This window comes from Halosegnis marinus (genome assembly GCF_029338355.1).
Taxonomy (GTDB): Archaea; Halobacteriota; Halobacteria; order Halobacteriales; family Haloarculaceae; genus Halosegnis; species Halosegnis marinus.
In genome coordinates this window covers 702,528-729,087 of sequence record NZ_CP119802.1, presented here as the reverse complement: position 1 = coordinate 729,087, position 26,560 = coordinate 702,528, and the positions used below count along the sequence as shown (strand labels likewise).

Genomic DNA, 26,560 nt, shown 5'->3' with positions numbered 1-26,560 from the left:
GGGAACCGCCTCCCGTATAGGCTTTCTCCCGTCGTCACGCGGCCGTCGGACGCGGGGCGGACGACCCTTCTATCGGAACTCGATATCCCCGAGCGACCGCGCTCGCGCGTCCACGAACGACCCGCCGACGGCCTCGACACCGGGGCGCGCCTCGGGGTCGCGCGCGACGTGTGTCAGGGCCGTGCCCTCGACCCCGAGCGCCTCGGCGACGGCCGCGAACGCCTCCGGATGGGGCGCGAGCCACCCACACGAAACGCCCGTGACCACCGCGTCGAACAGCGGCTCGCGGTCGGTGTCCGGCCGCCAGCGCAGCCCCGCGGAGAGGAGCGCGCGGCGCGCGTACTCCGGGACGGTCGTGTCCGAGAGCAGGGCGACGGGGCCGTGCTCGCGCGCCCGCAGGACGGCCTCCAGTGCGCCGTCGCGGGCCGCGGCGTCGGGGGCGAACGCGGCGACGAGGGCCCGGCGCGCGGCGTTGTTCGGGGCCGGGACGCCGCGCGAGGCGAGCGCGCGGGCGACGTGGGCGTGGTGCGGGACGGCCGCCCCGTCCGGGGGGTCGACGTGCGTCTCCGCGTAGGCCGCGGCCCAGTCGTCGGGCACTTCGACCCCGCGCTCGCGGAGTTCGCGCGCTATCGCGGCGGCGGGGTCGTCCGGTTCGGCGGCCGAGACGAGCGCGCCGAGGGCGAAGACGACGGCCACTACACCGTGTTCGACTCGATGTTGCGCGGGAAGTAGGTGAGCCACTCCACGCCGTCGTCGGTGACGGCGATGGTGTCGGAGTGGCGGTAGCCCGCGGTCTCCGTGTACAGGCCCGGCTCGATGGTGTAGATGTGGCCGGCCTCCATCGTCGCGTCGTCGAACCGCTCGCCCCAGCCGCGGTCGATGTACGGCGGCTCGTGGCCGTCCAGCCCGATGTTGTGGCCGACGTGGTGGCGCAGGAGGTCGGACACGCCGTGCTCCTCGGCGAGCGCGTGGACCTGCTCGTCAACGTAGGCGAGGTCCACGCCCGGCCCCATCGCGTCGATGGCCGCCTCCTGCAGGTCGCACATCACCTCGAAGTAGTGTTCGTCCTCGTCGGTGTAGGAGCCGACGAACATCGTCCGCTCCAGTTCGGAGTGGTAGCCGCCGACGTTGGCCGACGCGCCCGTGATGAGCACGTCGCCCTCCGAGAGCCGCTCGTTCGGGGTGTGGCCGTGCGGGAGCGCCGTCTCCTCGCCGGAGATGTAGCCGGCGTGGACCGGACCGCCGCCGCGGACCCGCACGTCGTAGCGGTCGCCGAGCGTGTCGAGCATCGCGCGCGAGGCGTCGGTCGAGGCCTCCTGGGAGACGGTCGCGGGGTGGGCGCCGACCTCGGTGTAGTCGGCGAGGTAGCGGTGGCCGAGGTTGGCCCACTCGGCCGACTCGCGGACGAGGGCCACCTCGGCGTCGGACTTCGCCCACCGCATCCGCGGCACCCACGACTGCGTCTCCACGTCGAGGAACTCGGAGAGCGCGGGGCCCTCGTAGCCCATCACGCCGGGGGCGCCGTCCGCGTCGGCGGCGACCGACTCGACGCCCATCTCGGCACACATCCCGGCGGCCGTCTCTATCGGCTTCCCGCCGGGGTAGTCGAAGTACGAGACGACCTCGTCGATGCGCTCGTTCGGCGCGACGCGCTCGACCTCCAGGCGCGGGACCGTGATTCCGACCTCGCTCTCGGTCACGACCAGGAGCACGGGCCGCTCCGTCTGGATGTGGTCGAAGCCGGTCAGGTAGTCGATGCTCGTCGCGGAGAAGAAGCCGGCGGCGTCGGCGTCCGTCCCCGCGAGCTCCGTCCGAACGGCGGCGAGCCGCGTCGTGTACTCGCTCTCAGGCAGGTGCGTCGGCATACCTGCCGTCGGGAGCGTCGGGTGGTAAGCCTTCGGCTCAGAAGCTCGTCACCTTCGACTGGATACGGCCGTCGTCCACCGGCTCCTCGTCGTCGAGCAGGCGCGCGAGCTCGTCGTCGCGCACGTCGGGGCTCCGGTGGAGGAAGGCGAGTTCGGTGAGCGAGAGCCGTTCGCCGCGCTCCAGCCGGTCGAGCAGGCCCGCCGCCGTCAGCCCGTGGTAGGTCACGTCGAGGTCGACGCTCGCCGCGCGGTCGTTCGCGGCCTCCGCGACGTTGACGCCCTCCGCGACGAGCGTCGAGAAGTCGACGCCCGCGTCGTCGGCCACGGCGTAGAGGAAGGCGACGGCAGCGACGAGGCCGTCGAACGTCTCGGTGCCGTCGCCCCGCGACTCGAACGCCAGCGCGCGGTCGCGGGCGTCGAGGTGTTCCACGAGCAGTTCGAAGTCGCGCACGCCGTCGTACACCCGGTCGCGGATGCGCGCGCGGGTGTTCCGCTCCGACTGGACGCTCGCCAGGTCCGTCTCGCCGCGCAGGTACGCGCGGTCGGCCGGACTGAGGACGCCGCGGTCGCGTTCGTCGTCAGTCATAACCTGTTTCAGAGTATGTAAAGACTAGTACATATAGATTAATACTTTGATTCAGGTTATCTACCGATACAGTTACGAAAACCGTTATGCCCGAACCCCCGGACGCGCCGGTATGGCAGACACACGAGCGGACGCCGGCGAGGCGTCGGCGTCGTTCCGCGCGACCGCGTCGGCCGACCGCCTCCGCGCCTGCGTCTCGGCGCTCGGGGCGCTCGTCGACGAGTGTCGGGTCGAACTCGCGCCCGAGGGCCTCCGCGTCCGGGCGATGGACCCCGCGACGGTGGCGGCCGTCGACCTCCGTCTCGACCGGGCCGCCTTCGACCGCTACGAGGCGACGGGGACGACGGTGGGGCTCGCCCTCGACCGACTGGAGGAGGCGCTCGCCACGGCCGAGGGGTCGGTCGAGCTCGCGTTGCGTCCCGAGACGCACACCCTCCGTGTCGCCTCGGGCGACTTCGAGTACGCGCTCGGCCTCGTGGACCCGTCGGCGATACGCTCCCCGCCCGACGCGATAGCGCCCGACGAGGGGGCGGACCTCGCGGCCGTGACGCTGTCCGGCGACACGTTCGGTCGGGCCGTCGACGCCGCGGCGGGCCTCGCGGACCACCTCACGCTCGCGGTCGACCCCGACGGGGAGCGCTTCCGCGTCGAGGCCGGCGGCGACACGGACGAGTTCACGCTGGACCGCGCGGGCGCGGACCTCCCCGGCTTCGAGGCCCGCGAGGCCGACTCCGTCCTCTCCGTGGACTACCTCCGGGCCGTGGCGCGGGAACTCCCCGACGGGCCCGTGGACCTCCGGCTCGGCGTCGAACACCCGCTGTACGTCACGTTCGACCTCGCGGACGGCGACGGGCGGGTGCGATACGCCGTCGCGCCGCGCCTCCGACGGACCTGACCCGGGAGACAAGCCCCGTTGCGCTTCGACCCAAGCGGGATTTCCGTCGCGCAAGCGGAGTTGTGCCGTCCGCGACGAAGCTCCCGGAAACGCGTGTCTCGGCTCCCGGTTGCCAAAGCTACTTGCGCTCGCCGCCCCGAGTCCGGGTATGAGCGAGCGCCCGGCCGAGGAGAGCGTCCTCCGGAGCAAGCGGACGGCCACCCGCTACCAGATACTCGTCGAGGTCGCCGACCGCCAGCCGGCGGTGAGCCAGCAGGAGATCGCCGACGCGGTCGGCGTCACGGCACAGGCCGTCAGCGAGTACCTCCGGGAACTCATCGAGGAGGGGTACGTCGAGAAGCACGGCCGGGGTCGCTACGAGGTGACGAAGGAGGGCGTGGACTGGCTCATCACGCGCACCGACGGCCTCCGCGACCTCGTGACGCGCGTCTCCGAGGAGGTGGTCGGGCAGGTGGACATCGACACGGCCGTCGCCGCCACGGACGTGCGCGAGGGCGAGACGGTGTCGCTGTCGATGCACGACGGCGTCCTCCGCGCGACGGCCGGCGGGGCCGGCGGGGCCACCGCGGTCGCCGTCACCGACGCCGCGGCCGGCACCGACGTGGGCGTCACGAACTTCGAGGGGGTCGTCGACTACGAACTGGGGACGGTCACCGTCGTCTCGCTCCCCCGGGTGCGCGACGGCGGCTCGCGCGCGGTCGCCCCCGACCGCCTGCGCGACCTCGCGGCCGACCACGACCTGCTCGCCGTCGCCGGGACGGAGGCGCTCGCGGCGGTTCGCGCGGCGGACCGCGACCCGGACGTGCGCTTCGGCACCCGGGCCGCCGTCCGCGAGGCCGCGACGAAGGGGCTCGACGTGCTGTTGGTCGCCACGGCCACCGAACTGTCCGCGCTCACCGACGAACTCCGCGACGGCAACATCGGCTACGAGGTCGTCGATGCCGCCCGCGAATAGGGGCCCGCCTCAGAAGCCGCCGTAGCGCAGCGACACCATCAGCGCGATGACGACGAGCTGGAACAGCCCCTGTATCCCCCCGAGCTTCGCGTTCTGCGTGCCGATACGGGCGATGACGCCCGAATCGGGGTTCGCGGAGGTCATCTCGCGGTACATCCGTATCTCGCCGGGCATCAGGTAGCCGAACCCCTGGACGGACAGCAGCGTGACGATGCCGAGCGCGAGCAGTATCACGAGACCCGGCTCCGGCGAGGCCGGGTTCAACCGTCCGACGGTGGTCGCCACCCACGCGAGCGAGCCGACCGTGCCGACGGCGAAGGCGGCCTGCCAGCGCCGGTCGCCGAACGCGTTCAGCCGCCGGCCGACCAGTAGCAGGACCGGAATCACGTTGACCGCGGTGAAGAGCGCGAGCCACGGCCCGGCGTTCGGGAACAGCCCCACCCGCTGGGCGAGCGTGATGCCGCCCGCGATGGTGACGAGCGCCATCGCCGGCAGGAAGAAGGCCGTCTTCGGCGTCAGCCGCGAGAAGACGGCGGCGCTCTCCTCCTCGTCGAGTCCCCCGATGACGGGGCCGAGCACCGCCCCCATGAACAGGTCCGTTCCGGTCCACAGCAGTCCGGCCATCACGTGGATGTAGGTGTGTGCCTGTACCGACGCGCCCGTGACCTCGTAGGCGGACACGTACGCCAGCGCGAGCACCGAGACGCCGACGACCCCGCCCGCGAAGGCGGGGTTCGCCCGGCTCCCGAGGCCCGCGATGGTCCCCCGAATCGTGCTTGCCGACATGCGTCCGCGGCGTCCGCGCGCCGGGACTTAAAGTTCACTCCGCTGTCAGTAATCCCACCGCTCGATGGCGACCTTCTCGTCGGTGTAGAAGCGCACGGCGTCGTCGCCCTGCGCGTGGAGGTCGCCGAAGAAGGAGTCCTTCGCGCCGCCGAAGTGGAAGAAGGCCATCGGCGCCGCCGTCCCGGCGTTGACGGCGAGGTTGCCGGCCTCGGCGTCCTGCTTGAATCGCCGGGCGTCGCGCCCGCTGTCGGTGAAGAGGCTCGCCGCGTTGCCGAACCGGCTCTCGTTCATGACCTCGATGCCCTCCGCCACGTCCGCGACGCGTACCAGCGACAGCACCGGGCCGAATATCTCCTCGTCCACGATGGCCATGCCGGGTTCGGCGTTCTCGAACAGGCAGGGGCCGAGGAAGTTCCCGTCCGGATACTCCCCGACCTCCCAGTCGCGCCCGTCGTGGATCAGGTCCGCGCCCTCCTCGACGCCCGTCGCCACCATCCCGCGGACGCGTTCCTCGTGCTCGGGGGTGATTAGCGGGCCGATGGTCGTTCCCTCGTCCAGCCCCGACCCGAGCACCTGCGACTCGACCCGGTCGAGCGCCGCCTCGCGGAACGCCTCGTACACCGGCTCGGCGACGAGCGCCACGTCGTTGGCGAGACACCGCTCGCCCGAGCAGGCCAGCGCGGAACTCACGGTCTGTTCGGCCGCGAACCCGACGTCCGCGGACTCGGCGACGATCACGTGGTTCTTCGCGCCGCCCTGCGCCTGCACGCGCTTACCCGCGGCGGCCGCCTGCTCGTAGAGGGTGCGCGCGACGGGCGTACTCCCGACGAAGGAGAGCCCCTCCACGTCGTCGTGCTCGACCAGTGCCGACACCGTGTCCGGCCCGCCGTTCACGAGGCTCACGACGCCGGGCGGGAAGCCCGCCTCGTCGGCGAGTTCCAGCAGGTACTGCGCCGTGAGCGGGTCGCGCTCCGAGGGCTTCAACACGAACGCGTTGCCCGTCGCCACCGCGTAGGGGAGGAACCACAGCGGAATCATCCCGGGGAAGTTGAACGGCGTCACCGCCGCGAAGACGCCGAGCGGGTGGCGCACGGCGGTTTCGTCGATGTCCGGCGCCGCGTTCGGGAGCGACCCCGCCTGCATCATCGAGGGGATGCCGCAGGCCGTCTCGACGTTCTCGATGCCGCGCCGGAGTTCGCCGCGCGCCTCCCCGAGCGTCTTGCCGTGCTCGCGGACGAGGACGCGCGCGATGTCGTCCTGGTGCTCCTCGAGGAGGGACTTCAGCCGGAACAGCGGCTGGATGCGCTCCTCCACGGGCGTCTCGCGCCACGACTCGAAGGCCGTCCGCGCCGCCCCGACCGCCTCGTCCACGTCCTCGGGGGTGGCGTAGCCGACCCCCGCCAGCCGCTCGCCCGTCGCCGGGTCGGTCACGTCGTGTTCCGCGCCGCTCGCCGCGCGCCACTCCCCGGCGACGTAGTTCCGCGCCGTCCCGTCGGCCGACAGCCCCGTGAGGTCCATGTCCCGCGCGTCTCCCCGTGCCCGCATAAATCGGCTGGTAGTGGATGCCACGCACGCCGGGAGCGACGCGCTTATTCCGTCCCCGCGACCCCTCCGCGTATGCGAGTCACCGTCATCGGCGCGGGGAGCATGGGCCACGGCATCGCGCAGGTCGCCGCCGCGGCCGGCCACGACGCCACCCTGAACGACGTGGACGAGGAGCGGGTCGCCGCCGGCATCGAGGGCATCGAGGGGAACCTCGCCGGCGGCGTCGAGCGCGGGAAGGTCACGCCCGAGGAGCGCGACGCGACGCTCGACCGGATCGCGGGCGAGACGGACCTCGCGGCCGCGGTCGGGGACGCCGACCTCGTCGTCGAGGCCGTCCCGGAGCGGATGGACCTGAAGAAGGAGGTGTTCACGGACGTCGAGGCCGCCGCGCCGGACGACGCCGTGGTCGCCACCAACACCTCCTCGCTGTCGGTCACCGAACTGGCGAGCGCGCTGGAGGCCCCCGAGCGCGCCGTCGGCCTCCACTTCTTCAATCCGCCCCACATCATGGACCTCGTCGAGGTGGTCGTCGGCGAGCGCACGAGCGGGACGACGGAGGCGTTCGCCGTCGAGTTCGTGGAGGGCGTCGGCAAGGAGCCGGTCGTCGTGCGCGACAGCGCCGGGTTCGCCTCCTCGCGGCTGGGCGTCGCGCTCGGGCTGGAGGCCATCCGGATGGTGGAGACGGGCGTCGCGGACGCCGCCGACATCGACACCGCGATGCGCGAGGGGTACAACCACCCGATGGGGCCGCTCGAACTCACGGACCTCGTCGGCCTCGACGTGCGCCTCGACATCGCGGAGTACCTCCACGAGGAACTGGGCGAGCGGTTCCGCCCGCCACAGACGCTCAGGCGGAAGGTCCGGGCCGGCGACCTCGGGAAGAAGAGCGGCCGGGGCTTCTACGTCTGGGAGGACGGCGAGGCGGTCCGGCCGGCCGACGAGTAGAACCGAACGTTCTAGGACGTTTAGCGGCCTTAGTTCTCATTTCCGATTAGCTTTATGCATATTCGATGTAGATTCGTAGTCGTAATGCGGCATTATTCCCAACGTACGCCGAACGAACGCGCACCGAACCGACCGAACGACGACGCCGACCCCGACACGGTTCCGTTCCGCCCGGAAGCGGACGACGAGGGGGAGCCGTCGCGCCGCGTCGCGCGCCGACGCGGGGAGGAGTCGCCGGGATGACCGACGCGGTCCCCCCGGCGTGGGCCGGCCTCGCGGGCTGGTTCGGCCTGCTCGCCGGGCTGGTGTGGCTGGCCGACGGCGCGGCGGACGCACCGCTCGCGGCCGCGACGCTGGCGCTGTTCGCCTGTCACGCCTACGGGCTCGCCGTCCACCTGCGCGGCCCGGCCGGCCCCGACGCGAGCGCCCTCCGCGCGTCCCTCGCGCGCGGCGGGTGAGCGGCCGGCACGGCCGGAACGGCTAACCGCCCGGGGGGTGGATGGGGGCACGATGCGTATCCGTCCCGTCGCCCGCGCGGCCGCCGCCGTCGCGGCCCTGTTCCTGTTCGTCGGGAGCGGCGTCGCCGCGGGGGCGGCGCTGGCGCTCGTCTCGCTGTCGGACGCGGCCCTCGACCCGACGCTCGCGCTCGTCGTCGCCGCGGCCCCGTTCCTGCTCGCACCCGTGCTCGCCGGCGTCGCGGGCGCGACGGCCCGCGGGCGGCCCCCGACCGCCGCCGTCTCCGTCGGGCTCGGCTCGCTCGTCGGGGCGGTCCTGTTCGCCGCGCCCGTCGTCGGCGTGCTCGTCGGCCTCGCCGACGCGGCCGGAACCGACCCGGTCGTCGCCGCCCCCGACCTCGCGGCCCCGCTCGCGCTCGTGAGCCTCGCGACGGGTGTCGTGGGCGCGGCGAGCGGCTACCTCGCGGCCCGCGCCCGCGGCTCGGCCGACCGCGAACCCCGTTCCGCCGGGTCGCTCGGCGCGTCCGCGTGGAACCGTGACCGTCCCGAGGAGGGGGCCGCGACCGCCGCGTCGGAGACGGAGCCGGCGCGCGCGAGCGCCGAGGAGGGGGCCGACGAGTCGGCCGGGAGCGTCGCGGACCTCTTCGACGACGCCGACGGGACCGAGTAGCCCGTCACACCCATGCGGGAGGCGCGTGTAGCCGGGCGCATGGACGACCACGACGCTCGCGAGGGGGCGATGAGCGACGCCGCGATCGACGAGTTCCTGCTCGAACAGGGGACGGGCGTGTTGGCGCTGGCCCGCGACGGGGAGGCGTACGCCGTCCCCGTCTCGTTCGGCTACGAGGCGGGGCGGGCGCTGTTCGGCTTCTTCACCTTCGGGGAATCGAGCCGGAAGCTCGCGTTCGCGGAGGCGACCGACCGCGCCTGCCTCACCGTGTACGACGTGGCCGGCCCGGACGACTGGACGAGCGTCGTGTTGCGGGGCCCGCTCGTCGAACTCGGCGTCGACTCGTGGGCCGACATCGGCGCGCGCATCAGCGACAACGCGTGGTCGCCGGACCTCGCGGGCATCGGCACCCGCCGGCTCTCCGTCGTCGGCTTCGAACTCGATATCGAGGAGGCGACGGGCTTGCGCGCGACGCCGCCGGAGCCGCGCTGACGGCCCGCTCCGTCGGGTCGGCCGTGTCGAGCGCCAAGTTTATTACCGTGTGTAAAGTTCCCTTTACTGTAAAGCGACCTTTCCATCAAGGCCGCTTTCGGTCCACCATGACAGAGAACGCCGCCTCGTCCGTCCCGGAACCGCTCGCGAAACGCCGCACCTACCGCCGCCTCGCCTTCGGCGTCCTCATGGCGGGGGTCGTCGCCGGCCTCGTGCTCCGCGGGGCCGGCTACCCGCTGGCCGGCGAGGGCGTCTACTGGCTCGGCATCGTCGGCGCGATAGCCGCCTACGTCGTCAGCCCCGTCCCGCTGCTCGACGAGCGCGACACCCGGATGGAGGAGCGCGCCAGCCGCCTCGCGCTCACCGCCGGCGCGCCGCTGTTCGTGCTCGGGGCCTCGGCGCTGCGCACGCTGAACGTCCTCGACGTCTGGACCGCGCCCGCGTTCGTGTGGGGGATGGGCTACGGCTTCCTCGCCGTGTACGTCCTGTTCGCGGCCGCGTTCGCGGTCGTGTGGTACCGGACGTGAACAACGACCTGCCCGAGCGCCGCGCCGCCCGCGGCATGAGCCAGGCGGACCTCGCCGCGGCCGTCGGCGTCTCCCGCCAGACCATCAACGCCATCGAGCGGGACCGCTACGACCCGTCGCTCGAACTCGCGTTCGCGCTCGCCGACCACTTCGACTGCCGCATCGAGGACGCCTTCGACCCCGACGGCTCCTGACCCCCGGCCGGCGTCGGTGGGTTAACGGTCGCCGCGTCCCTCGACGCGGTAATGAGTTCCCTCCGCCGCGCCGCCGCCTACCGCCCCACGCGCCCCGAGACGGCCGTGTTCGTCTCCGGGGTCGCCAGCATGGGGCTGGAGATACTCGCCGGGCGGCTCATCGCCCCGCAGTTCGGCTCCAGCATCTACACGTGGGGGACCATCATCGGGGTCTTCCTCGCCGCCCTGAGCTACGGCTACTGGCGCGGGGGGAAGGCCGCGGCCGAGCGCGCCTCGCTCGGGCGGCTCTCGCGGCTGTTCACCCTCACCGCCGCCTACGTCGTCGTCCTCGTCGTCGCGGGCGACCTGTTGCTCCGCTCGACCACCGCGTTCCCGCTCCCCTCGCGGATGGCCTCGCTCCCGGCGGTCGCCGTCCTCTTCGGGCCGCCGACGTACCTGCTCGGCTACGTCAGCCCCTACGCGGCACAGCTCTCCGAGAAGCGCGAGACGGGCGCGGCCTCGGGGCACGTGTACGCCGTCGGGACCATCGGCAGCATCGTCGGCGCGTTCGCCACGACCTACTTCCTCATCCCCTCGCTCGACACGGACCTCATCGCGCTCGTCTTCGGCCTGCTCTCCGTCGCCACGGCGGTCGCGCTCGCGTACCCGGTCCGGATACGGGGCGAGGCGGGGAAGGCCCTGCTCGTCGGCCTGCTGCTCGTCGCCGCGCCCGTCGCCGGCACCGCCGGCATCACCGTCGAGGGCCGGGTCGTCTACGAGACGGAGACGGCGTACCAGGAGCTCCAGGTCGTCGACGCGGGCGACGAGCGCACCCTCTACCTCGACGGCCAGCGCCACTCCGCGATGGACCTCTCCGACCCCGACCGCCACGTGTTCACCTACACGCGCTACTTCCACCTCCCCTTCCTCTACACCGACGACATCGACCGGGTGTTGTTCGTCGGCGGCGGCGGCTTCACCGGCCCGAAGCGCTTCCTCGACGAGTACCCGAACGTCACCGTCGACGTGGTGGAGATCGACCCCGAGGTGGTGCGGGTCGCCCGCGAGTACTTCCGGGTGCCGGACTCCCCGCGCCTGAACGTCCACGTCGGCGACGGTCGGCAGTTCCTCCGCGACACCGACCGCACCTACGACCTCATCGTGCTGGACGCCTACCGGCAGGACAAGGTGCCGTTCCAGCTGACGACGCGGCAGTTCATGGAACTCACCCGCGAGCGCCTCGACTCGGACGGCATCCTCTTCGCGAACGTCATCGCCGCGCCCTCGGGGCCGGCCTCCGACTTCTACCGCGCGCAGTACCGGACGGTACGCACCGTCTATCCGCAGGTGTACACCTACCCGACCGTCGGCGGCGCGTTCGTCCAGAACATCGAACTCGTCGCAACGGCGAACGACGAGCGCGTCCCGCTCGAAACCCTGCGCGAGCGCAACGCCGCCGGCGCGGCGAACATCGACCTCTCCGCGGAACTCGACTCCCACACGGCCGAGGCCCCGCCCACCGACGACGTGCCCGTCCTGCGCGACGACCGCGCGCCCGTCGACAGCCTGCTCGACCCGCTCGTCGGCCAGCGCTACGTGGTCCAGCGGACGAACGCCACGAACACGACGAACACGACGACCGCGACGGCCACGGCCTAGGCCCGCGGTTTCGGGTCGAGCCGGTACGCGCCGAACCGCTCGATGCCCTCCTCGGTGACGAGGACGAGGTCCTCCAGCCGCACCCCGCCGCGCGCCGGGTCGTACAGCCCCGGCTCGATGGTCACCACGTCGCCGGCCCGCAGGGTCCCCCCGTAGCCCGGGGCCTCGTGGAGCGCCAGGCCGACGCCGTGGCCCGGCCCGTGGGTCATCCGCGGCGCGGCCGCGTCCCCGAACCCGCCGGCCGCGAGCGCCTCCTCGACGGCCGCGGAGACGGCCGCCCCTTCGACGCCCGCGCCGCGGTCGAGCACGCCGAGCGCGGCCTCCAGCGCGTCCGCGACGGCGTCGTACACGTCCCGCTCCCAGCCGGCCGCGCCGCCGGGGACGAACGTCCGCGTGAAGTCGCCGTAGTAGCCGTCGGGGCCGCGCGGGCTGATGTCGAGCAGCACCGTCTCGCCCGGGCGGACCGTGTCCTCGCCGACGAAGTGGAGGTCCGCGCAGGTCGGGCCGGCCCCGATGACGGTGTTGCCCGCGTCGGAGACGCCCTCCCGGGCGAGCGTCGCGTTCACCTCCCGGCGGAGCCGTTCGGTCGTCAGCGGCGCGCCCTCGTAGCGGAGGGTGTCGCCGTCGGCCGCGCTCGCGGCGAGCACCGCCTCGGCCCGGCGCATCCCGGCGCGGGTCGCCCGCTGGACCGCACGGAGGCGGTCGACCTCGCCCGCGGTCTTGCGGCGGCGCGCCCGCTCGACCGGCGCCGGGTCGACGGTTATCGGCTCGACGCCGCCGTCCTCCAGGCGCGCCAGCGTCCGCGCGCCGGCGGTGTCGAGCACCGCGACGCGCGCGCCGTCGTCCAGCAGGGCCGCGGCTCGCCCCTCCGGCGTGCGGGCGCTGTCGGGGCCGAGGGCGAGGACGCGGTCGCCGGCGAACTCGCGGGCCGCCTGCTCGTCGAACAGCGCCGGCGCACACAGCGTGGCGGTCCCCTCGCGGTCGTCGGTCGGCCCGCCGTCGAGTTCGTACACGAAGGCGTACGGCCGGTCGGGGCCGTGAAAGCGGGTGAGAAACAGCTGTGTCGGGTCGCCCCGGTCGGCGACGTGGACGAACGCGTCGGCGTCCGTCTCGCCGCACAGCAGGTCGAGCGCGCCGTAGCCGCCCGCGAGGTCGGTCATACCTCCCCCTCGCGGCGGGGGTAAATCAGTCCGTGGGCCGACGCCGGCAAGCGGTGTTCGCGCCCGAACGTTCATACGGGCTGTCACGCAAGCGAACCCATGTCCGACGCGACCGACGACCGGCTCGCGCTGGTGGCGAAACGGGTCGCGTATCTCGACGCGCTCGCGGACGGACCGCGCCACAAGCCCGCGGTCGTCGAGGCGGTCGGCGACTCCCGCTCGACCGTCGACCGCGCGATGCGCCGGCTCATGGACGCCGGCCTCGTCGAGCGCACCGACGAGGGGTTCCGCACGACGCTCGCCGGCCTGCTCGCGGCCGAGCGCTACCGCGAGTACGTCGCCGACGGGACGGCCGTGCTCGACGCGGCCGGCTTCCTCGCCGCGCTCCCCCGCGACTGCGACCTGCCCGCGGGCGCGCTCCGCGAGGGCGAGGTCCGCGAGTTCGACGCGCCCGCCGACGCCGTCGGCGACCTGCTCGCCCCCCTCCGCGGCGCCGACCGCTACGTCGCGTATCTCCCCGCGCTCGACGACTCGCGGCATCTCAGACTCGTCCACGCCCGCGTCCGCGAGGCCGGCACGGCCGTCGACCTGCTGTGTACCGACGCGGTGCTCGCCCGACTGCGGACGGAGTTCCCGCGGCTGGCGGCCGACCTCGCCGCCGCCGAGGGGACGACGATAGGCCGGGTCGCCGACGACCGGGGTTACACCCTCGCGCTCGCCGAGGGGGCCGAAACGCGCGTGACCCTCCGGCCCGCCGGGACGGCCGCCCTGCTCGCGGCCGAGGGGGGGTCGGTCGTCGCGTGGGCGCGGGAGACGCTCGACGCGGCCCGCGAGGACGCGACGGACGTTACCGCCGAGCTCGCGGCGCTCTCCGACGGCCTCGACGCGACGCCGCTCGGGCGCCGCGAGCGCCGCGGCGACGCCTCCCCCGCCGACCTCGGCTTCGACCGGCTCGACTCCGCGACGCTCGCCGACCGCGCGCCGACCGACCCGGCGACGGCGTGGCGCGTCGGCTTCACCGTCGCGGACGCCGCCCGGGGCTACCCGTTCGCGCGTCGCGCCCGCGCCCCGGACGTCCCGCTCGACGCGACCGACGGGGGCGACCTCCTGCCGGAGACCATCCACGACGCGCTCGCGTCGGGCGCGAACCGCGTCCTCCTCGGGGCGCCCGGGACGGGCAAGCGCACCCTCTGCCGGCAGGTCGCGGCGCGGTGGGCCCGCGAGGAGGGGCCGGTGTTCCACCGCGCGACCCCCGCGGACGCGTCGTTCGACCGGGTCGAGCCGCTCGTCCGGGCGCTCGCCGGGGCGGACGGCCACGCGCTCGTCGTCGTCGAGGACGCCGGCGACGAGGGGACGGCGGGGCGACTCGCCGACCTGCTCGCACGGGTGCGCGACGACCCCACGACGAGCGTCCTCGCGGCGGCGCCGGCCGACGGGTGGCCGCCCGCGACCGCCGACGCCGCGGCCGCCGACCGCCTCCGCGGCCCCGACGCGGTCGAACTCGGGCCGCTCTCGCTCGCGGAGTGTCGCGACGCCGTCGCCGCCTTCGAGGCCGCCACCGGCCGGACCGTCCCCGTGACCGGCGACGACCTGTTCGAGCACCTGCGCGAGGGCGACGGCCCCGGCGACTGCCACCTGCTCGGCCACCTGCTCGCGGCCTACACGGCGCCGGAGCCGTGGGCCGACGCCGGGGAGCCGACCGGGCTCGACGCCGACGCCCGGGCCGCCCTCGACCGCGTCGCGCCCGACGGCCCGGACGACGACACCCTCCCGCTCGCCGTCGGCCTGCTCGCGGCGACGCTCGCGGCCGCGGACCTCCCCGTCACGCCCGACGCTCTCCACGCCGTCGCCGCCGGGGAGGGGGACGGGACGCACCGCCGGGTCGCTGCCGCGGTCGAGTCGCTCTCGGGCGTGCTGTTGTTCCCCGGCGAGGGCGACGCCTTCCGCACCCCGCACCCGCTGTGGGCCGTCCGCTTCCTCGACGCGGCGCTCGACCGCGACGAGCGGACCGCGGTCGCCGCCTTCGAGCGCGCGCTGTCGGCGCTGTTCGCCGCCGCGGACGACGGGGGTCGCCGCGAGCGCGTCGCCTCGTGGCTCGGGCGCGACGCCGACGGGCTCGACCGCCTCGCGCGCGACCCCGACGCCGTCGTCGAGGCCGTCTTCGACCTGCTGACCCGCCACGCCTCGGTCGCGCCGCTGTTCGGGACGACCGCCCGCTCCGGCGTCGTCCTCCCCGACGCCGCCTCCGACACGGCGCGGCTCGAAGTCCGGGGCGACCGCCTCCAGGGGTGGTACGCGGCCGGCGACCACGACCGGGTGACGGCGGAGGCCGAGGGCCTGCTCGACGTCGTCGCCTCGGCGGACGTGAGCGCGGCGACGGCGGCCCGCGCGGTCGTCAGGGCGCGCCGACGGCTGGCGGACGTCGCCGACGACCGCGGGGACCAGGACGCCGCCCGCGAGCACCTCCGCGCGGCGCTCGACGCCGCGCGCGACGGGGACCGCCGCACGGAGGTGACGGTGCTCAACACGCTCGGGATGGTGGAGCTCCACGCCGACGACTACGACGCCGCCGAGCGCCACCTCCGGGCGGCCGCGGAGCGGGGCGCCGAACTCGGGCCGACGCCGGAACGCTCCGCGACCCTGTACTACCTCGGCCGGCTCCGCCGGAAGCGCGGCGAGTACGCGGCCGCCGAGGAACTGTTGCGCGAGTCGCTCGCCGTCGACCGACAGCAGCGGCCCCGGAACCGCGCCGAGGAGGCCGCGACGCTCAACGGGCTCGGCACCGTGGCGACCGACCGCGGCGACCACGAGGGCGCGGAGTCGTACTACCGGCGCGCGCTGGAACTCCACCGGCAGGCGAACAACCGCCGGGGGGTCGCCGTCGCGCTCGTGAACCTCGGGGACCTCGCCGTCGAGCGCGGCGACCACGACACCGCCGAGGCGCGCTTCCGCGAGTCGCTCGACGCCGCCGAGCCGGCTGACGCGGCCGTCGTCCGCGGGGCCGCGCTCGGGGGGCTGGGCCGGGTCGCGCTCGCACGCGGGGAGTACGCCGCCGCCGAGCGACACCACCGCGAGCGGCTGGCGCACAACGACACGGAACGGGCACGGGCGGTCGTCGCGCTCCGCCTCGGGGACGTGGCCGCGGCCCGGGGGGACGAGTCGGCCGCCCGCGAACGCTACGCCGAGGCGTTCGAGCGGTACGAGGCGCTGGGCGCGGTCGACCGCGCGATCGACGCCGCGCTCGCGCTCGCGGAGGCGTGTGCCGACCCGGCGACGGCCCGCGAGTGGTCCGACCGGGCGGCCACGCTCGCCGCCGACGCGGGGCTCGACGACCGCGCCGCGACGGCCGCCGCGCTCGCCGAACGGCTCGCGGACGGGTGACCCCCTCACCGAGTGACACCCCCGGTCGGACGGTGACGTAATCCGTACCCGGTCGAAGAACCCCGTGCGGCGACGGATACGTCGCTGCCTCTGACACCGAGTCGTCCGCGGCCCTGCCCGGACCGCGACGACTATACCACGGGTGGGGTGCGCCGCGCCGGACGGCCGACGAACGGGGGAAGTCGCCGTCGGGGGACGGTGACGCGTCGGTCGGGCCGCTATTCGGCTTCGACGCCACGGAACTCGAACCGAGCGCCGCCGCCGTCGCTCTCGGTCACGGTCAGCCGCCAGCCGTGGGCCTCGGCTGTCTCGCGCACGATGGCGAGCCCCAGCCCCGTCCCGTCGTCGGCGGTCGTGTGACCGGTCTCGAACACCCGGTCGCGCTCGGCCTCGGGGATACCGGGGCCGTCGTCCGCCAGGTAGAAGCCGTCGGGGAGGTCGCCGACGGTGACGGTCACGCCGTGGTCGCCGTGTTCGACGGCGTTGCGAAGGAGGTTCTCCAGTAGCTGTCGGAGCCGTCCCGGATCGGCGCGTATCGTCGCCTCCGTCCCGACGCGGAGGGCCGCCCCGTCCGTCTCGACGTTGCGCCAGCACGCCTCGACCACGTCGGCGAGCGCCACCGGCTCCGGCTCCATCGCGCGGTCGCCCTCGCGGGCGAGTTCGAGCAGGTCGTCCACGAGCGACTCCATCCGGTCGTGGGCGCGCCCCACCGCCGCGAGGTGCTCGTCGTCGCCCGTCTCCCGGCCGAGTTCGAGCCGGCCGCGCGCCACCGCGAGCGGGCTCCGGAGGTCGTGGCTCACGATGTCCGCGAACCGCTCCAGCCGGTCGTTCTGCCGTTCGAGCGCCCGCTCGCGCTCGCGGCGCTCGCTCACGTCCCGGCCGATGCCGACGACGCCGAACAGTTCGCCGTCCGGGTCGGTGAGCCGCGACCCCGTGAACTCGTAGGGGTGCCGCTCGCCGTCGGCGTCCAGCAGTTCGGCGTCCAGCGTCGCGCTCCCCTCGGTCAGCACGCGCTCGATGGTCTCGGCCACGCGCTCGCGCTGGTCGTCCGGGAACAGGTCGAACGCGTCCATCCCGTCCAGCTCGTCGGGGTCGTACCCGGTGACCTCGACGGTGTTGCGGTTCCACCGGCGGAGCCGGCCGTCGGTGTCGAGCACGTAGAACACGTCGTCCAGCGCCGCCATCGCCTGGTCGAAGAAGCGCCGCTCCGCGCGCACCTCGGCCTCGCGGTCGGCCCGCCGGAGCGCGGCCTCGGCGTTGGCCGCCAGCACGCGCAACAGCGAGCCGTCGATGCTGTCGAACGCGCCCGGCTCCGGCGAGCCGACGGTGAGCACGCCGAACTCCCCGAGCGGGCAGATGAGCTCCGAACGCACGACCGGCTCCTCACTGTACCGGTCGGGCTCGGCCGCCACGTCGTCGTAGAACCGCGACTCGCCCGCCTCGAACGCCCGCCAGGTGAGGCTGTCGCCCGCGCGGTACGTCGGCGGCTCGCCGGACAGCTCGGTCACGCCCTCGGTGAACGCCGCCGCCCGGAGCGCGTCGGCCTCCTCGTCGTGGAACCGACAGACCGCGTAGGGAAGCCCGAGCACCTCCTCGACCGTCTCGACCGTCAGCGAGGCGATCTCGTCGCGCGACTCCGCGGTCATCAGCTCGCGCGTGGCGGCGTGGAGCGCCTCGACGGCGTCCTTCCGGTGTTTCCGGTCGGTCACCTCGCGGCTGTACCCGACGACCCGGACCACCTCGCCGTCCTCGCGGACGGGCTCGCCCTGCACCCACACCCAGCGGTCGTACCCGGAACGGGGATCGACGCGGTACTCCAGCTCCATCGCCTCCCCGCCGGCGATGCGCTCCATCGCCGCCACCACCGTCTCGCGGTCGTCCGGGTGTATCGTGTCGAGGAAGGCCGAGGCGTCCTCGGACAGCGCCGCGATGTCGCCGCCGTACACCGACTCGTAGGCGTCGTTGACGAACAGCAGCCGCGACCAGTCGGCGGTGAACGTCCACAGCACGTCGTCGGTCCGCTCCGTGAGTTCGCGCAGCCGGCGCTCGGTCAGCGACGCCGCCTCCCGGGCGCGGTACTGCTCGACGGCGTTGACGATGCGGTTCGCCAGCAGCTCGTACCGCTCGGCCGCGGCGCCCTTGCGGAGGTAGTCGCTCACGCCCGCGGAGATGGCCTCGCTGGCTATCTCCTCGGACCCCTTTCCCGTGAACAGGACGAACGGGAGCTCCGGCCGGCGCTCGCGGACCCGTTCGAGGAGCTCCAGCCCGTCCATGCCGGGCATATCGTAGTCGGAGACCACGCAGTCGATACCGTCGAGCGCGTCCAGCGCGTCCGCCGGGGAGGCGGCCGTCGTCACGTCGAGGCGGTCGTCCTCACGGGCGAGGAAGGCGGCGGCCGTCTCCGTGACCCCCGCCTCGTCGTCCACGTGGAGCACCGCGATGCGGTCCCCGCTCGGCGCCGCCGTCGAGAAGTAGCCCTCGTCGGGGGCGGTGCCGTCCATGTCCCCGGGTCGGGACACTGCAACAAAAGCCCGCTGGATACCGTCGGTCGAGCGACAGTACGGCGCCGCAGTCGCCCGTTTCTCGCGGTTCCTACTCCAGCCCGAGGTCCGCGGCCGCGAGGTCGGCGATTCGCTCGCGGACGGTCGGCTCCACCTCGGCGACCGCCTCGCCGTCGTGGCGGCGGTCGTTGTGCCGGTCGAGCGCGTCGCCCACCTCGTCGAGGGGGACGCGCGTCGTCGTCGCACACTCCTCGCAGACGACCGGCACGGTCGGCGTGTCGTCGCTCATACCGGCCGGTCGGCGGCCGGCGACAAGAGCGTCGCGGTTCAGCCGCCCAGCGCGCGCCGGAGGCGGGCGAGCAGGCCCGAATCGGCCGCGACGCCGAGTTCCCGCGCCACGGCGTCGAGTTCCTCGTCGCCGTAGCGGTCGTCCTCGCGGGCGTCGGCGAGCCACGCGCGCCACTCGTCGTCGGAGAGGACGCCCCGCGAGCGGTCGCTCCACTCCGCCCCGAAGGCCTCCCGCGAGGGGACGCGCACGTCCATCCCCGACCCGCCCCAGTAGAGCGGGACGAGGACGAACGCCGTCTCCGGGTCGTCGCTCGGCCGGAACCGGTAGGGGTACCCCTCGTAGTGGAAGACGTCCTCGGTCGTCACCGTCTCGCCGGTCGGCAGGTCGAGCGTGTCCACACACGGTACAGGGGCGCGGGCGGAAAAACGGGTTCGGCCGGCCTACATCAACTGCGTCGTCTCGGCCACGTCGAACCGGACGAGTTCGACGTCGCCGCCGACGAACGCCGGCAGTTCCTCCTGGAACGCCTCGAAGTGGTCGCTCGTCATGTGGGCGTCCACGGCCGCGTCGTCCTCGTACTGCTCGACGATGCGGACGGTGTTCTCGTCGTCGATGTCGGTCGTGACGCGGTACTCGACCACGCCCTCCTCGGCGCGGGAGGCCTCGCCGAGTTCGGTCAGCGCCTCGACGGCGGCGTCGCGGCTCTCGGGGTCTATCGGTATCGTCGCGTGCTGGACGATCATGTACCGGTGGATGGGCCGGTCCCGACAAAAAGTCGCCCCTCCGCCGTCGCGTGTTTTGTTCTCGTAACGAGGGTCGAATTTAAGCGGGGGCGCGCACAACGTCAGTTCCATGCTCCCGGGTATCGAGGCGGCGAGACTCCCGTACGTGGCCGCGTTCGCAGCCTCGGCGGTCGCCTGTCTCGCCGTCGCCGGCCTGCTCGGCCGACGCCCCGACAGCCCCGGGGAACGCGAACTCGCGGGGCTGTTCGTCGCCGTCGGCCTGTGGGCGGTGAACTCCGTCGCGCGCGTGCTCGTGGTCGACCCCGTCGTCACCCGCGCGCTGCTGTCCGTCGAACTCGTCCTCGGGGCGGCCTCGGCGACGCTGTGGCTCCTGTTCGCCGCGCGGTACGCCGGCTACGACCCGCTCGCGGCGCGCCCGGTCAGGCTCCTGTTCGGCGGCTTCCTCGCCGTCGCCGTCCTGCTCCCCGTCACGAACGGGCTCCACGGGCTGGTGTGGCCCTCGCTCGACCCCGTGGTGCGACAGGGCGTCGTCGTCTACGCGGTCGGCCGCGGGCCGGGCCACTACGCCATCACGCTCACGGGGTACGGGGTGGCGCTCGTCGGCCTCTACTACCTCGTCCGCCTGCTGTGGTCGACGCCGCCGGCCCGGCCCGCGGTCGGCGCGCTGCTGACGGGGTTCGCGCTCCTCATCGGGGCGAACCTCCTGCCGTACACGGTCCCGATGCTCGTCCGACACCCCCCGACCGTGACGCCGCTCGGCGCGGCGTTCGCGGCCATCGGGGGGGCGGTCGCCGTCCGCTACGACCTGTTCGGCGTCGTCGCCGTCGCGCGCCGCTCGGTGTTCCGCACCCTCAGAGACCCCGTCGCCGTGGTGGACCCGGAGGGCCGGCTGCTCGACACGAACGACGCCTACGACGAGCTGTTCGGGCCCGTCGAGGTGGGGGCGGCGCTGACGGCGGCGTGTCCCGACCTCGCGGCGGGTATCGACCTCGACGACACCGACGCGCAGACGGTCCACCTCGGCGACGACCCCGACGCCGGCCACTACTCCGTCACCGTCTCGCCCGTCGAGGTCGGCTCGCGGGTGCGGGGCCGCTCGCTCGTGCTCCGGGACGTGTCCGACCTCACCGCCGCCACCCGACAGCTCCGCCGGCAGAACGAGCAGCTCGACGAGATCGCCTACTCCGCGGCGCACAACCTCCGGAACCCGCTCGGCGTCATCGGCGGCTACGCCGACGTGCTGGAGACGCACCTCGACGCCGAGGGGGAGGCGTTCGACCCGCGGCTCGCGGCGAACTGCCTGGCGAAGATACACTCCAACAGCGAGCGGATGGAGGAGATAATCAACGACCTGCTGCGGGTGACTCACGCGAGCAAGGCGGCGAGCGCCCGCGCGTTCGTCGCCGTCGGTACGGCCGCCGAGCGCGCGCTCGGGGACGTGGAGGGCGCCGACCGCCTCTCGCTCGCCGTCGAGGGCGACGGCGCGGTGCGCGCGAACCCCGACCAGTTCGAGATGCTGCTCCACACGCTCGTCCGGGCGGCCCGCGACCGCACCGACGGCCCCGGGGAGGTGCGCCTCTCCGTCACCGACGACGGGTTCGCCTTCGCCGACGACGGCACCCCCATCGACCCGGAGGACGCCGAGGTGTTCCTCTCGTACGGCTACACGACGAAGTACCCGGGCACGGGGCTGGGGCTGGCCGTCGCGCAGGTGCTCGCCGCCAGCCACGGCTGGTCCGTCGCGGTCGACCCCGACTACCGCGACGGCCTCCGGGTCGTCGTGAGCGGGGCCACGGTCAGGCCGGCGGACGAGGTGACCCTCGTGGAGGGGGCCGACCCGCCGAGCGGCGGCCCGACACGGAAACCGGACGACGACAACGGTGTTTAACGACTTCTCTAGAAAATCTTAATTCGTATTTATTCAAATAAATGCGGCCCCTCCCGTCGGACGCATGGCAGACAGCGTCCACTCGCAGTTGGCCGAACTGAGCAGCTCGACCGTCAGCCCCGCCTACATCACCGACCGCGCGGAGTTCGAGGAGTACGTGCGCCGCGACGACCGCACGCTCCTCGTCTACGTCGACGTCGACGGCGTCGAGCAGGAACTCGTCGAGGTGACCGACCCGGCCGACCTCGACCGCACCGACCGGGAGGTGCTGGCCTTCTCGCTGCTGGGCCGGTACGACCGCGACGACTTCGACGCGATAATCTCCGTCCCCGTCCGGCGCGTGCTCGCGGAGACGCCGCTTCGCGACGACGACTTCCCCGTCTCGTTCGTGAAGGTCATCGCCGTGCGGCCGGACCAGCAGGGGCGCGGCATCGGGTCGCGCGTCTCGACGGAGGTGGCGAGCCGCGTCATCGCGGAGCCGCCCGCCGCGACGATGGTGTGGCTCCGCGACAACCCCGCGAACCGGAAGCTCGCGGCCGCCTACTCGGAGTTCGTCATGGCGCGGTTCGAGGACTACTTCCCGCCCGACTGGGCGTGCCCCGAGTGCGGACACGACGCCGACTGCGACTGCACCGTCGAGATGTACGGGTGGTTCACCGACGGCCGCGACGAGCGGACGGGCCAGGCCGTCCCGGCGGACGACTGAGAACCCCGACGCCTTAAGCCGGGCCGTGTCGTTGGCCCGGGCATGCAGATCGGCTCGCGCCGCGCGGTCCTCAACCCCGTCAGCGGCACCGGGGACCACGCCGATTACGTGACCCGGATGCTGGAGGCGCGCGGCTTCGCCGTCGACGCCACCGAGGCGGCCGGCGACGCCCGCAGGCTCGGGCGCGAGGCCGGCGAGCGCGGCGTCTCCGAGCTCGCCGTCTGTGGCGGCGACGGCACCGTCAACGCCGTCCTCCGGGGCCTCGCCGACGCCGGCCACCTCGGCGAGGTCACCCTCGGGGTCGTCCCCTGCGGGACGGCCAACATCCTCGCGCGGGAGGTCGGTATCCGCGACATCGACCACGGCATCGAGCTGGCCGACAGCGGCCCCGTCCGCGACGTCGACGTGGGCTACGCCGACGGCGACCCCTTCGCCGTCTCCGTCATCGCGGGCTTCCCGGCCGACGCCAGCCTCGCCGCCTCCTCGGAGATGAAGGAGCGGTTCGGCACGCTCGCGTTCGTCATCACGGGCGTCCAGCAGGCCGTCGGCTTCGACGGCATCGAGGTCGACCTCGACGCGACCGTCGCGGACGGCACGGAGCGGTGGCACGGCGAGGCGACCTGCGTCCTCGTCGGCAACGCCCGGAAGTTCATCGAGGAGGGCGGGCAGGCGGACATGGAGGACGGCCTGTTCGACGTGGCCGTCGTCGACCGGATGCCCGCGGGCAACCTCGTCGCGGAGGCCATCGGCCACCGCGTGCTCGGCCGGGAGACGCCCGGCGTCACCCACCTCCGGGCGAGCGAACTCACCATCTCCGGGCCCGAACCCATCACGTTCTCGCGCGACGGCGAACTCGCCACCCACGAGACGCTCTCCGTCCGGAACGCCGAGAAGGAACTCTCCTTGCGGGTCGGCCCGGACTACGAGCCGCACCCCTAGTCGCGGCCCAGTTCGCCGCCGAGCGCCGCCGCCACGTCGGCGAAGCCGCAGCCGTCACAGGCCACCGTCTCGCGGTCGCCCATCCGGTAGGCGACGAGCGTCGCGCCGCACCGCGGACAGTCGTCGCCCGCCTCGGGCGGGGGCCGGACGGGAACGACCCCGGCGAGGACGACCCGGACCGTCGTCGCGTCGTCGTCGCCGTCGGTCGCCGCGCCCCAGATGACGTGGCTCCCCCCGGCGAGCGCGTCGCGCACCGCGGCGACGGCCTCGCCCGCGTCCGCGACGGTTAGCCCCGAACCGCCGTCGAGATGGACCAGCGCGCCCGTCGCGCGGGCCAGCGACACCGGGCCGCAGGCGTCGAGCGCGTCGAGCGCGGCGGCCGTCGCGTCGGCGTCCGTCGCCGTCCCGACCGCCGCGAAGCCGCCGGCCGCCACGGTCGTCTCCACGTCCGCGAGGTCCACGTTCACCGAGTCCGAGCCCCCGACGAGGCGGACGAGCGTGTCCAGCCCCGTCGCCGTCGCCGCGGCCGCGTCGCCGCGGTCGGGCACGAGCACGACCGTGTCGGCCGCCTCGTGGAGGGTCGCGAGCGCCGTGCGCGCGCCCGCTTCCGGCCGCTCGGGCACCGCGGCGACGAACACCACGAGCGTCTCCGGGTCGCACCGCTCCGCGAGCGCGACGGCCGGCGAGGGGTCCGCGGGGTCGACTGCCGCGAGGACGGCGCGCGCGCTGTCGGGCACCGTCGCCGCCGTCGGTTCGAGGGCGTCCCGCTCGCGGACCCGCGCCGCCGCCGCGTTCCCGACCGGGCCGGTCCCCGTGACGACGACGGCGTCCCGGAGGTCCGCCGCGACCGACGCTATCTCCTCCTCGTCCACGGTTCCCGTTCCGCGCGCGAGGACATGACGGTTCGGGCCTTCACCACGCCGCGTCGAGGACGCCCCGCAGGCCCGCCTCCGTGTAGTCGAGGTCCGCCGGGGCCTGCTCCATGAACGCGTCGCCCTCGGTCACCGCCGCGGCGCGGTCGAGCCCCGACTCGGGGACCGGCGTGTCGCGCAGCCGCGACGGCAGGCCGAGGCCGTCCCGCACCGCCTCGACGGCCGCGACGACGCCGTCCGCCACGGCCTCCGGGTCGTCGGCCTCGACGCCGAACCCCTCCGCGAGCAGGTCGCGGCGACCGTCGGCGTTGTCGAACAGGTAGCGGAGCGCGTGGGGGGCGACGGCCCCGTGGGCCGCGCCCTGTTGTACGTCGCTCACGGCGGTCAGGCCGTGGCCGAACGCGTGGATGAGCGAGAGCGTGGAGCCGTCCGGCCGGGAGACGCCGTACTGGGCGAGCATGATGCCCGCCACCGCGTCGCGGAGGACTTCGGGGTCGTCGGTCCCGCCGCCGAGTTCGGGCAACGCGCTCCGACACAGCCGCAGGGCGTGTATCGCCGTCGCGTCCGAGACGGCCGTCGCGTTGCGCGCGTACAGCGTCTCGACGGCCTTGTCGAAGCCGTTCATCGCCGACGCGGCGAGCACGCCGGCGGGCGTGTGCGCGAACAGGTCCGGGTCGTAGAACGCGGCGGCGGGCATCAGCCGCTCGTCGGAGATGCCGCCCCCGACCGCCTCCTCGACGCCGCCCGACTCGGGCGTCGCGGTCAGGCCGGCCACCTGCGAGAGGTCCGCGCCGGCGAGCGTCGTCGGCACCGCGACGACGGGCGGGAGGTCGCCGTCCGGTATCGCGAGCGTGCCCGTCTCCGCCACGTCGGCCGCGGCCTCGGCGACCGGCTGGCCGCTCGCCGTCAGCACGGCCGCGGCCTTGGCCACGTCGAGCGCCGACCCCCCGCCAAGCGCGAGGAAGGCGTCGGCGTCCGTCTCGCGGTACGCGGCGCGCGCCTCGTCGGCCTCGACGAGCGCCTTGCGCGAACTCGTGCCCGCGAACGTCGCGGCGTGGCGCTCGCCCAGCCCCGACTCGACGGGGTCGCGCACCTCGGGGGTCGCGCCGACGCTCTCGCCACAACAGACGAGCGCGCGGTCGATTCCCCGGTCGGCAAGCTCCTCGCCGAGCGACGCGACGCTCCCGGCGCCGAAGCGGACGACGCCCGGGGCGTACTCGAAGCGGAACGGTGTCGGAACGTCCATACGCCGCCTTCCGCGGCCGGGGGCAAAACCGTGTGGTGACCCCCGCGTCACCGGCTGACGCGCCCGTTGCCGAGCGTATATGCCCCGCGCGTCCCTACGGACGGGTATGTCTGAACCCGCCTCGGACCACCCCGTCACCGCGGAGCGACCGGACAGCCTCATGCACTCGGCCGGCTGGGACCACGTCACGCTCGTCGGGTCGAACGCCGACGACACGGTCGCGTTCTACCGCGACGTGCTCGGGCTCCCGCTCGTCATCCGCCAGCCGAACCTCGACCGCGAGGCGGTCGAACACCTGTTCTTCGACGCCGGCGACGGCCGCATGGTCACCTTCTTCGTGGACGAGTCGCGCGACTCCGCCGAGGAGCAGGACCCCGGTATCGGCGCGGTCCACCACCTCGCCTTCCGCGTCGAGGCCGACGAACTCCCCGACATCCGCGACCGCCTGCTGGAGGCGGGCCACCGCGTGAGCGAGTTCGACCGCGGCGCGTTCCACTCGCTGTACACGCAGGACCACAACGGGCTGGTCATCGAACTCGCGGCCGACAAGTACGAGATACCCGACGACCGCCGCGGCGAAATCCTCGCGCACGCGCAGGCCGCTCGCGTCGCCGCCGGCGACGAGTACATCGACTCCGAACACCTGGAGGCCGCGATGGAGGAACTCGGCATCGAGGTGGTCGCGAACGAGCTCCCCGAGGCCGCGACGGGCCGCGACTTCTGACGGCGGCTCAGCGGACGAGCGTGTCCTCGCCGACGACGTGGGAGCTGTTCTCGCCGCGCGGGTACCACACCACGCGGACGGTGTCGCCCCGCGACAGGTCGAAGCCGGCCGGGAGTTCGTAGTCGCTCCCGCCGTCGGCCTCGTTCTCGTACAGGGTCAGCGTGTCCGTGTGCGCGAGCGGGAACTCGGCCAGCGCCGGCCCGGTGGCGTCGAGCCAGACGAACTCGGCGCGGGCGTCGGACTCCTCGTCGAGTACCCACACCTCCAGCCGCAGGGTGCGCTCGCCGTCCAGCGTCGCGCCGCCGTCGTGGACCACCGCGAGCTCCGAGCCGCCGTGGCTCGCGTCGTAGGAGACGGCCGGGGCGGCCCGCGCGCTGTCGGGACCGAGGCCGAACACGTACGCGCCCGCTATCGACCCCACGATGAGGGTTATCGCCACCGTGTACACCACCGCCGTCGCGGGGGCCGCGCCCCGCTCCCCGTTCGTCGCCATCTGTCGCCACGTTCGCACCGGCCCGTATATCGCTTCCCTTCGGGGGACGCCCGGCCGCTCGCGGC

27 protein-coding genes are annotated in these 26,560 nt (G+C 74.0%); 14 read left to right on the top strand and 13 right to left on the bottom strand.

Translation table 11 applies throughout. The features are described 5' to 3' along the window. Nucleotides 1-69: 69 nt before the first annotated feature. Genes P2T37_RS04210 through P2T37_RS04200 form a run of 3 tightly spaced genes read right to left on the bottom strand, consistent with a single transcriptional unit; the run spans nt 70 to nt 2,451 of the window. Nucleotides 70-696, bottom strand: a complete 627-nt coding sequence (locus tag P2T37_RS04210; protein WP_276235523.1) for an HAD family hydrolase — start codon at nt 694-696, stop codon at nt 70-72. Next, on the bottom strand, nt 696-1,865 hold the full coding sequence (locus tag P2T37_RS04205; protein ID WP_276235522.1) for a M24 family metallopeptidase: 1,170 nt from the start codon (nt 1,863-1,865) through the stop codon (nt 696-698). Before P2T37_RS04205 ends, P2T37_RS04210 begins: the two co-directional genes overlap by 1 nt. A gap of 37 nt (nt 1,866-1,902) precedes the next feature. Then, on the bottom strand, nt 1,903-2,451 hold the full coding sequence (locus tag P2T37_RS04200; protein WP_276235521.1) for a DUF8102 family protein: 549 nt from the start codon (nt 2,449-2,451) through the stop codon (nt 1,903-1,905). A gap of 112 nt (nt 2,452-2,563) precedes the next feature. Between P2T37_RS04200 and P2T37_RS04195 the strand changes: the two genes are divergently transcribed. After that, a complete protein-coding gene (locus P2T37_RS04195; RefSeq protein ID WP_276235520.1) occupies nt 2,564-3,346 on the top strand; it encodes a beta clamp domain-containing protein in 783 nt (260 codons plus the stop codon). Nucleotides 3,347-3,494: 148 nt separating this feature from the next. Beyond that, entirely contained in the window at nt 3,495-4,301 is an 807-nt protein-coding gene (locus P2T37_RS04190) for a DUF7839 domain-containing protein (protein WP_276235519.1), read from the top strand. Nucleotides 4,302-4,310: 9 nt separating this feature from the next. On the opposite strand, the gene P2T37_RS04185 is transcribed toward P2T37_RS04190, so the two are convergent. Together P2T37_RS04185 and P2T37_RS04180 are read right to left on the bottom strand one after the other, a co-directional pair. Then, on the bottom strand, nt 4,311-5,087 hold the full coding sequence (locus tag P2T37_RS04185) for a hypothetical protein (protein WP_276235518.1): 777 nt from the start codon (nt 5,085-5,087) through the stop codon (nt 4,311-4,313). Nucleotides 5,088-5,132: 45 nt separating this feature from the next. Then, the gene (locus P2T37_RS04180) at nt 5,133-6,605 is read right to left on the bottom strand and encodes a CoA-acylating methylmalonate-semialdehyde dehydrogenase (protein ID WP_276235517.1); all 1,473 of its coding nucleotides are present in this window, start codon (nt 6,603-6,605) and stop codon (nt 5,133-5,135) included. 99 nt (nt 6,606-6,704) lie between these two features. Between P2T37_RS04180 and P2T37_RS04175 the strand changes: the two genes are divergently transcribed. From P2T37_RS04175 to P2T37_RS04145, 7 genes are all read left to right on the top strand, one after another. Further along, a complete protein-coding gene (locus tag P2T37_RS04175) occupies nt 6,705-7,577 on the top strand; it encodes a 3-hydroxyacyl-CoA dehydrogenase family protein (protein WP_276235516.1) in 873 nt (290 codons plus the stop codon). A 239-nt stretch (nt 7,578-7,816) separates the two neighbouring features. Then, on the top strand, nt 7,817-8,035 hold the full coding sequence (locus tag P2T37_RS04170) for a hypothetical protein (protein WP_276235515.1): 219 nt from the start codon (nt 7,817-7,819) through the stop codon (nt 8,033-8,035). Nucleotides 8,036-8,087: 52 nt separating this feature from the next. Continuing rightward, nucleotides 8,088-8,702 carry a hypothetical protein gene (locus P2T37_RS04165; RefSeq protein ID WP_276235514.1) on the top strand — a complete coding sequence of 205 codons (615 nt, stop codon included), beginning with the start codon at nt 8,088-8,090 and terminating at the stop codon, nt 8,700-8,702. A gap of 39 nt (nt 8,703-8,741) precedes the next feature. Next, a complete protein-coding gene (locus P2T37_RS04160; RefSeq protein WP_276235513.1) occupies nt 8,742-9,194 on the top strand; it encodes a pyridoxamine 5'-phosphate oxidase family protein in 453 nt (150 codons plus the stop codon). Nucleotides 9,195-9,301: 107 nt separating this feature from the next. Next, nucleotides 9,302-9,721 carry a DUF2178 domain-containing protein gene (locus tag P2T37_RS04155; protein WP_276235512.1) on the top strand — a complete coding sequence of 140 codons (420 nt, stop codon included), beginning with the start codon at nt 9,302-9,304 and terminating at the stop codon, nt 9,719-9,721. Continuing rightward, entirely contained in the window at nt 9,718-9,915 is a 198-nt protein-coding gene (locus P2T37_RS04150) for a helix-turn-helix transcriptional regulator (RefSeq protein WP_382211809.1), read from the top strand. The genes P2T37_RS04155 and P2T37_RS04150 overlap by 4 nt, the downstream gene beginning before the upstream one ends. 51 nt (nt 9,916-9,966) lie before the next feature. Next, nucleotides 9,967-11,553 (top strand): spermidine synthase, encoded by a 1,587-nt coding sequence (locus P2T37_RS04145; RefSeq protein WP_276235511.1) that lies wholly within the window; start codon nt 9,967-9,969, stop codon nt 11,551-11,553. On the opposite strand, the gene P2T37_RS04140 is transcribed toward P2T37_RS04145, so the two are convergent. Further along, nucleotides 11,550-12,713: a M24 family metallopeptidase gene (locus P2T37_RS04140; RefSeq protein WP_276235510.1), complete on the bottom strand. Its 1,164-nt coding sequence runs from the start codon at nt 12,711-12,713 to the stop codon at nt 11,550-11,552. The genes P2T37_RS04145 and P2T37_RS04140 overlap by 4 nt on opposite strands. A 99-nt stretch (nt 12,714-12,812) precedes the next feature. On the opposite strand from P2T37_RS04140, the gene P2T37_RS04135 reads away from it, so the two are divergent. After that, nucleotides 12,813-16,094 carry a tetratricopeptide repeat protein gene (locus P2T37_RS04135; RefSeq protein ID WP_276235509.1) on the top strand — a complete coding sequence of 1,094 codons (3,282 nt, stop codon included), beginning with the start codon at nt 12,813-12,815 and terminating at the stop codon, nt 16,092-16,094. A 218-nt stretch (nt 16,095-16,312) separates the two neighbouring features. Here P2T37_RS04135 and P2T37_RS04130 read toward each other — a convergent pair whose 3' ends face one another. The 4 genes from P2T37_RS04130 to P2T37_RS04115 form a co-directional block, all read right to left on the bottom strand. Next, on the bottom strand, nt 16,313-18,595 hold the full coding sequence (locus tag P2T37_RS04130; RefSeq protein WP_276235508.1) for a hybrid sensor histidine kinase/response regulator: 2,283 nt from the start codon (nt 18,593-18,595) through the stop codon (nt 16,313-16,315). A 91-nt stretch (nt 18,596-18,686) separates the two neighbouring features. Then, the gene (locus tag P2T37_RS04125) at nt 18,687-18,884 is read right to left on the bottom strand and encodes a DUF8149 family protein (protein WP_276235507.1); all 198 of its coding nucleotides are present in this window, start codon (nt 18,882-18,884) and stop codon (nt 18,687-18,689) included. Nucleotides 18,885-18,922: 38 nt separating this feature from the next. Continuing rightward, nucleotides 18,923-19,282, bottom strand: coding sequence for a hypothetical protein (locus tag P2T37_RS04120; protein WP_276235506.1), 360 nt, complete (start codon nt 19,280-19,282; stop codon nt 18,923-18,925). A gap of 42 nt (nt 19,283-19,324) precedes the next feature. Further along, nucleotides 19,325-19,627 carry a putative quinol monooxygenase gene (locus P2T37_RS04115; protein ID WP_276235505.1) on the bottom strand — a complete coding sequence of 101 codons (303 nt, stop codon included), beginning with the start codon at nt 19,625-19,627 and terminating at the stop codon, nt 19,325-19,327. A gap of 109 nt (nt 19,628-19,736) precedes the next feature. Between P2T37_RS04115 and P2T37_RS04110 the strand changes: the two genes are divergently transcribed. From P2T37_RS04110 to P2T37_RS04100, 3 genes are all read left to right on the top strand, one after another. Further along, the gene (locus P2T37_RS04110) at nt 19,737-21,515 is read left to right on the top strand and encodes a sensor histidine kinase (protein ID WP_276235504.1); all 1,779 of its coding nucleotides are present in this window, start codon (nt 19,737-19,739) and stop codon (nt 21,513-21,515) included. 64 nt (nt 21,516-21,579) lie between these two features. Further along, nucleotides 21,580-22,221, top strand: coding sequence for a GNAT family N-acetyltransferase (locus P2T37_RS04105; RefSeq protein WP_276235503.1), 642 nt, complete (start codon nt 21,580-21,582; stop codon nt 22,219-22,221). A 42-nt stretch (nt 22,222-22,263) separates the two neighbouring features. Further along, entirely contained in the window at nt 22,264-23,160 is an 897-nt protein-coding gene (locus P2T37_RS04100; protein ID WP_276235501.1) for a diacylglycerol/lipid kinase family protein, read from the top strand. On the opposite strand, the gene P2T37_RS04095 is transcribed toward P2T37_RS04100, so the two are convergent. Both P2T37_RS04095 and P2T37_RS04090 read right to left on the bottom strand, forming a co-directional pair. After that, a complete protein-coding gene (locus P2T37_RS04095) occupies nt 23,157-24,032 on the bottom strand; it encodes a hypothetical protein (protein WP_276235500.1) in 876 nt (291 codons plus the stop codon). The genes P2T37_RS04100 and P2T37_RS04095 overlap by 4 nt on opposite strands. 40 nt (nt 24,033-24,072) lie before the next feature. Next, entirely contained in the window at nt 24,073-25,278 is a 1,206-nt protein-coding gene (locus P2T37_RS04090; protein ID WP_276235499.1) for an iron-containing alcohol dehydrogenase family protein, read from the bottom strand. 106 nt (nt 25,279-25,384) lie between these two features. On the opposite strand from P2T37_RS04090, the gene P2T37_RS04085 reads away from it, so the two are divergent. Then, nucleotides 25,385-26,002, top strand: a complete 618-nt coding sequence (locus tag P2T37_RS04085) for a VOC family protein (RefSeq protein WP_276235498.1) — start codon at nt 25,385-25,387, stop codon at nt 26,000-26,002. A 7-nt stretch (nt 26,003-26,009) separates the two neighbouring features. Here P2T37_RS04085 and P2T37_RS04080 read toward each other — a convergent pair whose 3' ends face one another. Next, complete coding sequence (locus tag P2T37_RS04080; RefSeq protein WP_276235497.1) at nt 26,010-26,495, bottom strand: type IV pilin N-terminal domain-containing protein; 486 nt, start codon at nt 26,493-26,495, stop codon at nt 26,010-26,012. Nucleotides 26,496-26,560: the final 65 nt, after the last annotated feature.

What these genes read in the sequence shown, in the direction of transcription:
- P2T37_RS04110 (WP_276235504.1), top strand. Translation starts at nt 19,737, where the DNA reads ATGCTCCCGGGTATCGAGGCGGCGAGACTCCCGTACGTGGCCGCGTTC.
- P2T37_RS04100 (WP_276235501.1), top strand. Translation starts at nt 22,264, where the DNA reads ATGCAGATCGGCTCGCGCCGCGCGGTCCTCAACCCCGTCAGCGGCACC.
- P2T37_RS04135 (WP_276235509.1), top strand. Translation starts at nt 12,813, where the DNA reads ATGTCCGACGCGACCGACGACCGGCTCGCGCTGGTGGCGAAACGGGTC.
- P2T37_RS04105 (WP_276235503.1), top strand. Translation starts at nt 21,580, where the DNA reads ATGGCAGACAGCGTCCACTCGCAGTTGGCCGAACTGAGCAGCTCGACC.
- P2T37_RS04155 (WP_276235512.1), top strand. Translation starts at nt 9,302, where the DNA reads ATGACAGAGAACGCCGCCTCGTCCGTCCCGGAACCGCTCGCGAAACGC.
- P2T37_RS04205 (WP_276235522.1), bottom strand. Translation starts at nt 1,865, where the DNA reads ATGCCGACGCACCTGCCTGAGAGCGAGTACACGACGCGGCTCGCCGCC.
- P2T37_RS04200 (WP_276235521.1), bottom strand. Translation starts at nt 2,451, where the DNA reads ATGACTGACGACGAACGCGACCGCGGCGTCCTCAGTCCGGCCGACCGC.
- P2T37_RS04190 (WP_276235519.1), top strand. Translation starts at nt 3,495, where the DNA reads ATGAGCGAGCGCCCGGCCGAGGAGAGCGTCCTCCGGAGCAAGCGGACG.
- P2T37_RS04080 (WP_276235497.1), bottom strand. Translation starts at nt 26,495, where the DNA reads ATGGCGACGAACGGGGAGCGGGGCGCGGCCCCCGCGACGGCGGTGGTG.
- P2T37_RS04180 (WP_276235517.1), bottom strand. Translation starts at nt 6,605, where the DNA reads ATGGACCTCACGGGGCTGTCGGCCGACGGGACGGCGCGGAACTACGTC.
- P2T37_RS04090 (WP_276235499.1), bottom strand. Translation starts at nt 25,278, where the DNA reads ATGGACGTTCCGACACCGTTCCGCTTCGAGTACGCCCCGGGCGTCGTC.
- P2T37_RS04185 (WP_276235518.1), bottom strand. Translation starts at nt 5,087, where the DNA reads ATGTCGGCAAGCACGATTCGGGGGACCATCGCGGGCCTCGGGAGCCGG.
- P2T37_RS04170 (WP_276235515.1), top strand. Translation starts at nt 7,817, where the DNA reads ATGACCGACGCGGTCCCCCCGGCGTGGGCCGGCCTCGCGGGCTGGTTC.
- P2T37_RS04160 (WP_276235513.1), top strand. Translation starts at nt 8,742, where the DNA reads ATGGACGACCACGACGCTCGCGAGGGGGCGATGAGCGACGCCGCGATC.
- P2T37_RS04085 (WP_276235498.1), top strand. Translation starts at nt 25,385, where the DNA reads ATGTCTGAACCCGCCTCGGACCACCCCGTCACCGCGGAGCGACCGGAC.
- P2T37_RS04115 (WP_276235505.1), bottom strand. Translation starts at nt 19,627, where the DNA reads ATGATCGTCCAGCACGCGACGATACCGATAGACCCCGAGAGCCGCGAC.
- P2T37_RS04175 (WP_276235516.1), top strand. Translation starts at nt 6,705, where the DNA reads ATGCGAGTCACCGTCATCGGCGCGGGGAGCATGGGCCACGGCATCGCG.
- P2T37_RS04125 (WP_276235507.1), bottom strand. Translation starts at nt 18,884, where the DNA reads ATGAGCGACGACACGCCGACCGTGCCGGTCGTCTGCGAGGAGTGTGCG.
- P2T37_RS04165 (WP_276235514.1), top strand. Translation starts at nt 8,088, where the DNA reads ATGCGTATCCGTCCCGTCGCCCGCGCGGCCGCCGCCGTCGCGGCCCTG.
- P2T37_RS04145 (WP_276235511.1), top strand. Translation starts at nt 9,967, where the DNA reads ATGAGTTCCCTCCGCCGCGCCGCCGCCTACCGCCCCACGCGCCCCGAG.
- P2T37_RS04140 (WP_276235510.1), bottom strand. Translation starts at nt 12,713, where the DNA reads ATGACCGACCTCGCGGGCGGCTACGGCGCGCTCGACCTGCTGTGCGGC.
- P2T37_RS04195 (WP_276235520.1), top strand. Translation starts at nt 2,564, where the DNA reads ATGGCAGACACACGAGCGGACGCCGGCGAGGCGTCGGCGTCGTTCCGC.
- P2T37_RS04130 (WP_276235508.1), bottom strand. Translation starts at nt 18,595, where the DNA reads ATGGACGGCACCGCCCCCGACGAGGGCTACTTCTCGACGGCGGCGCCG.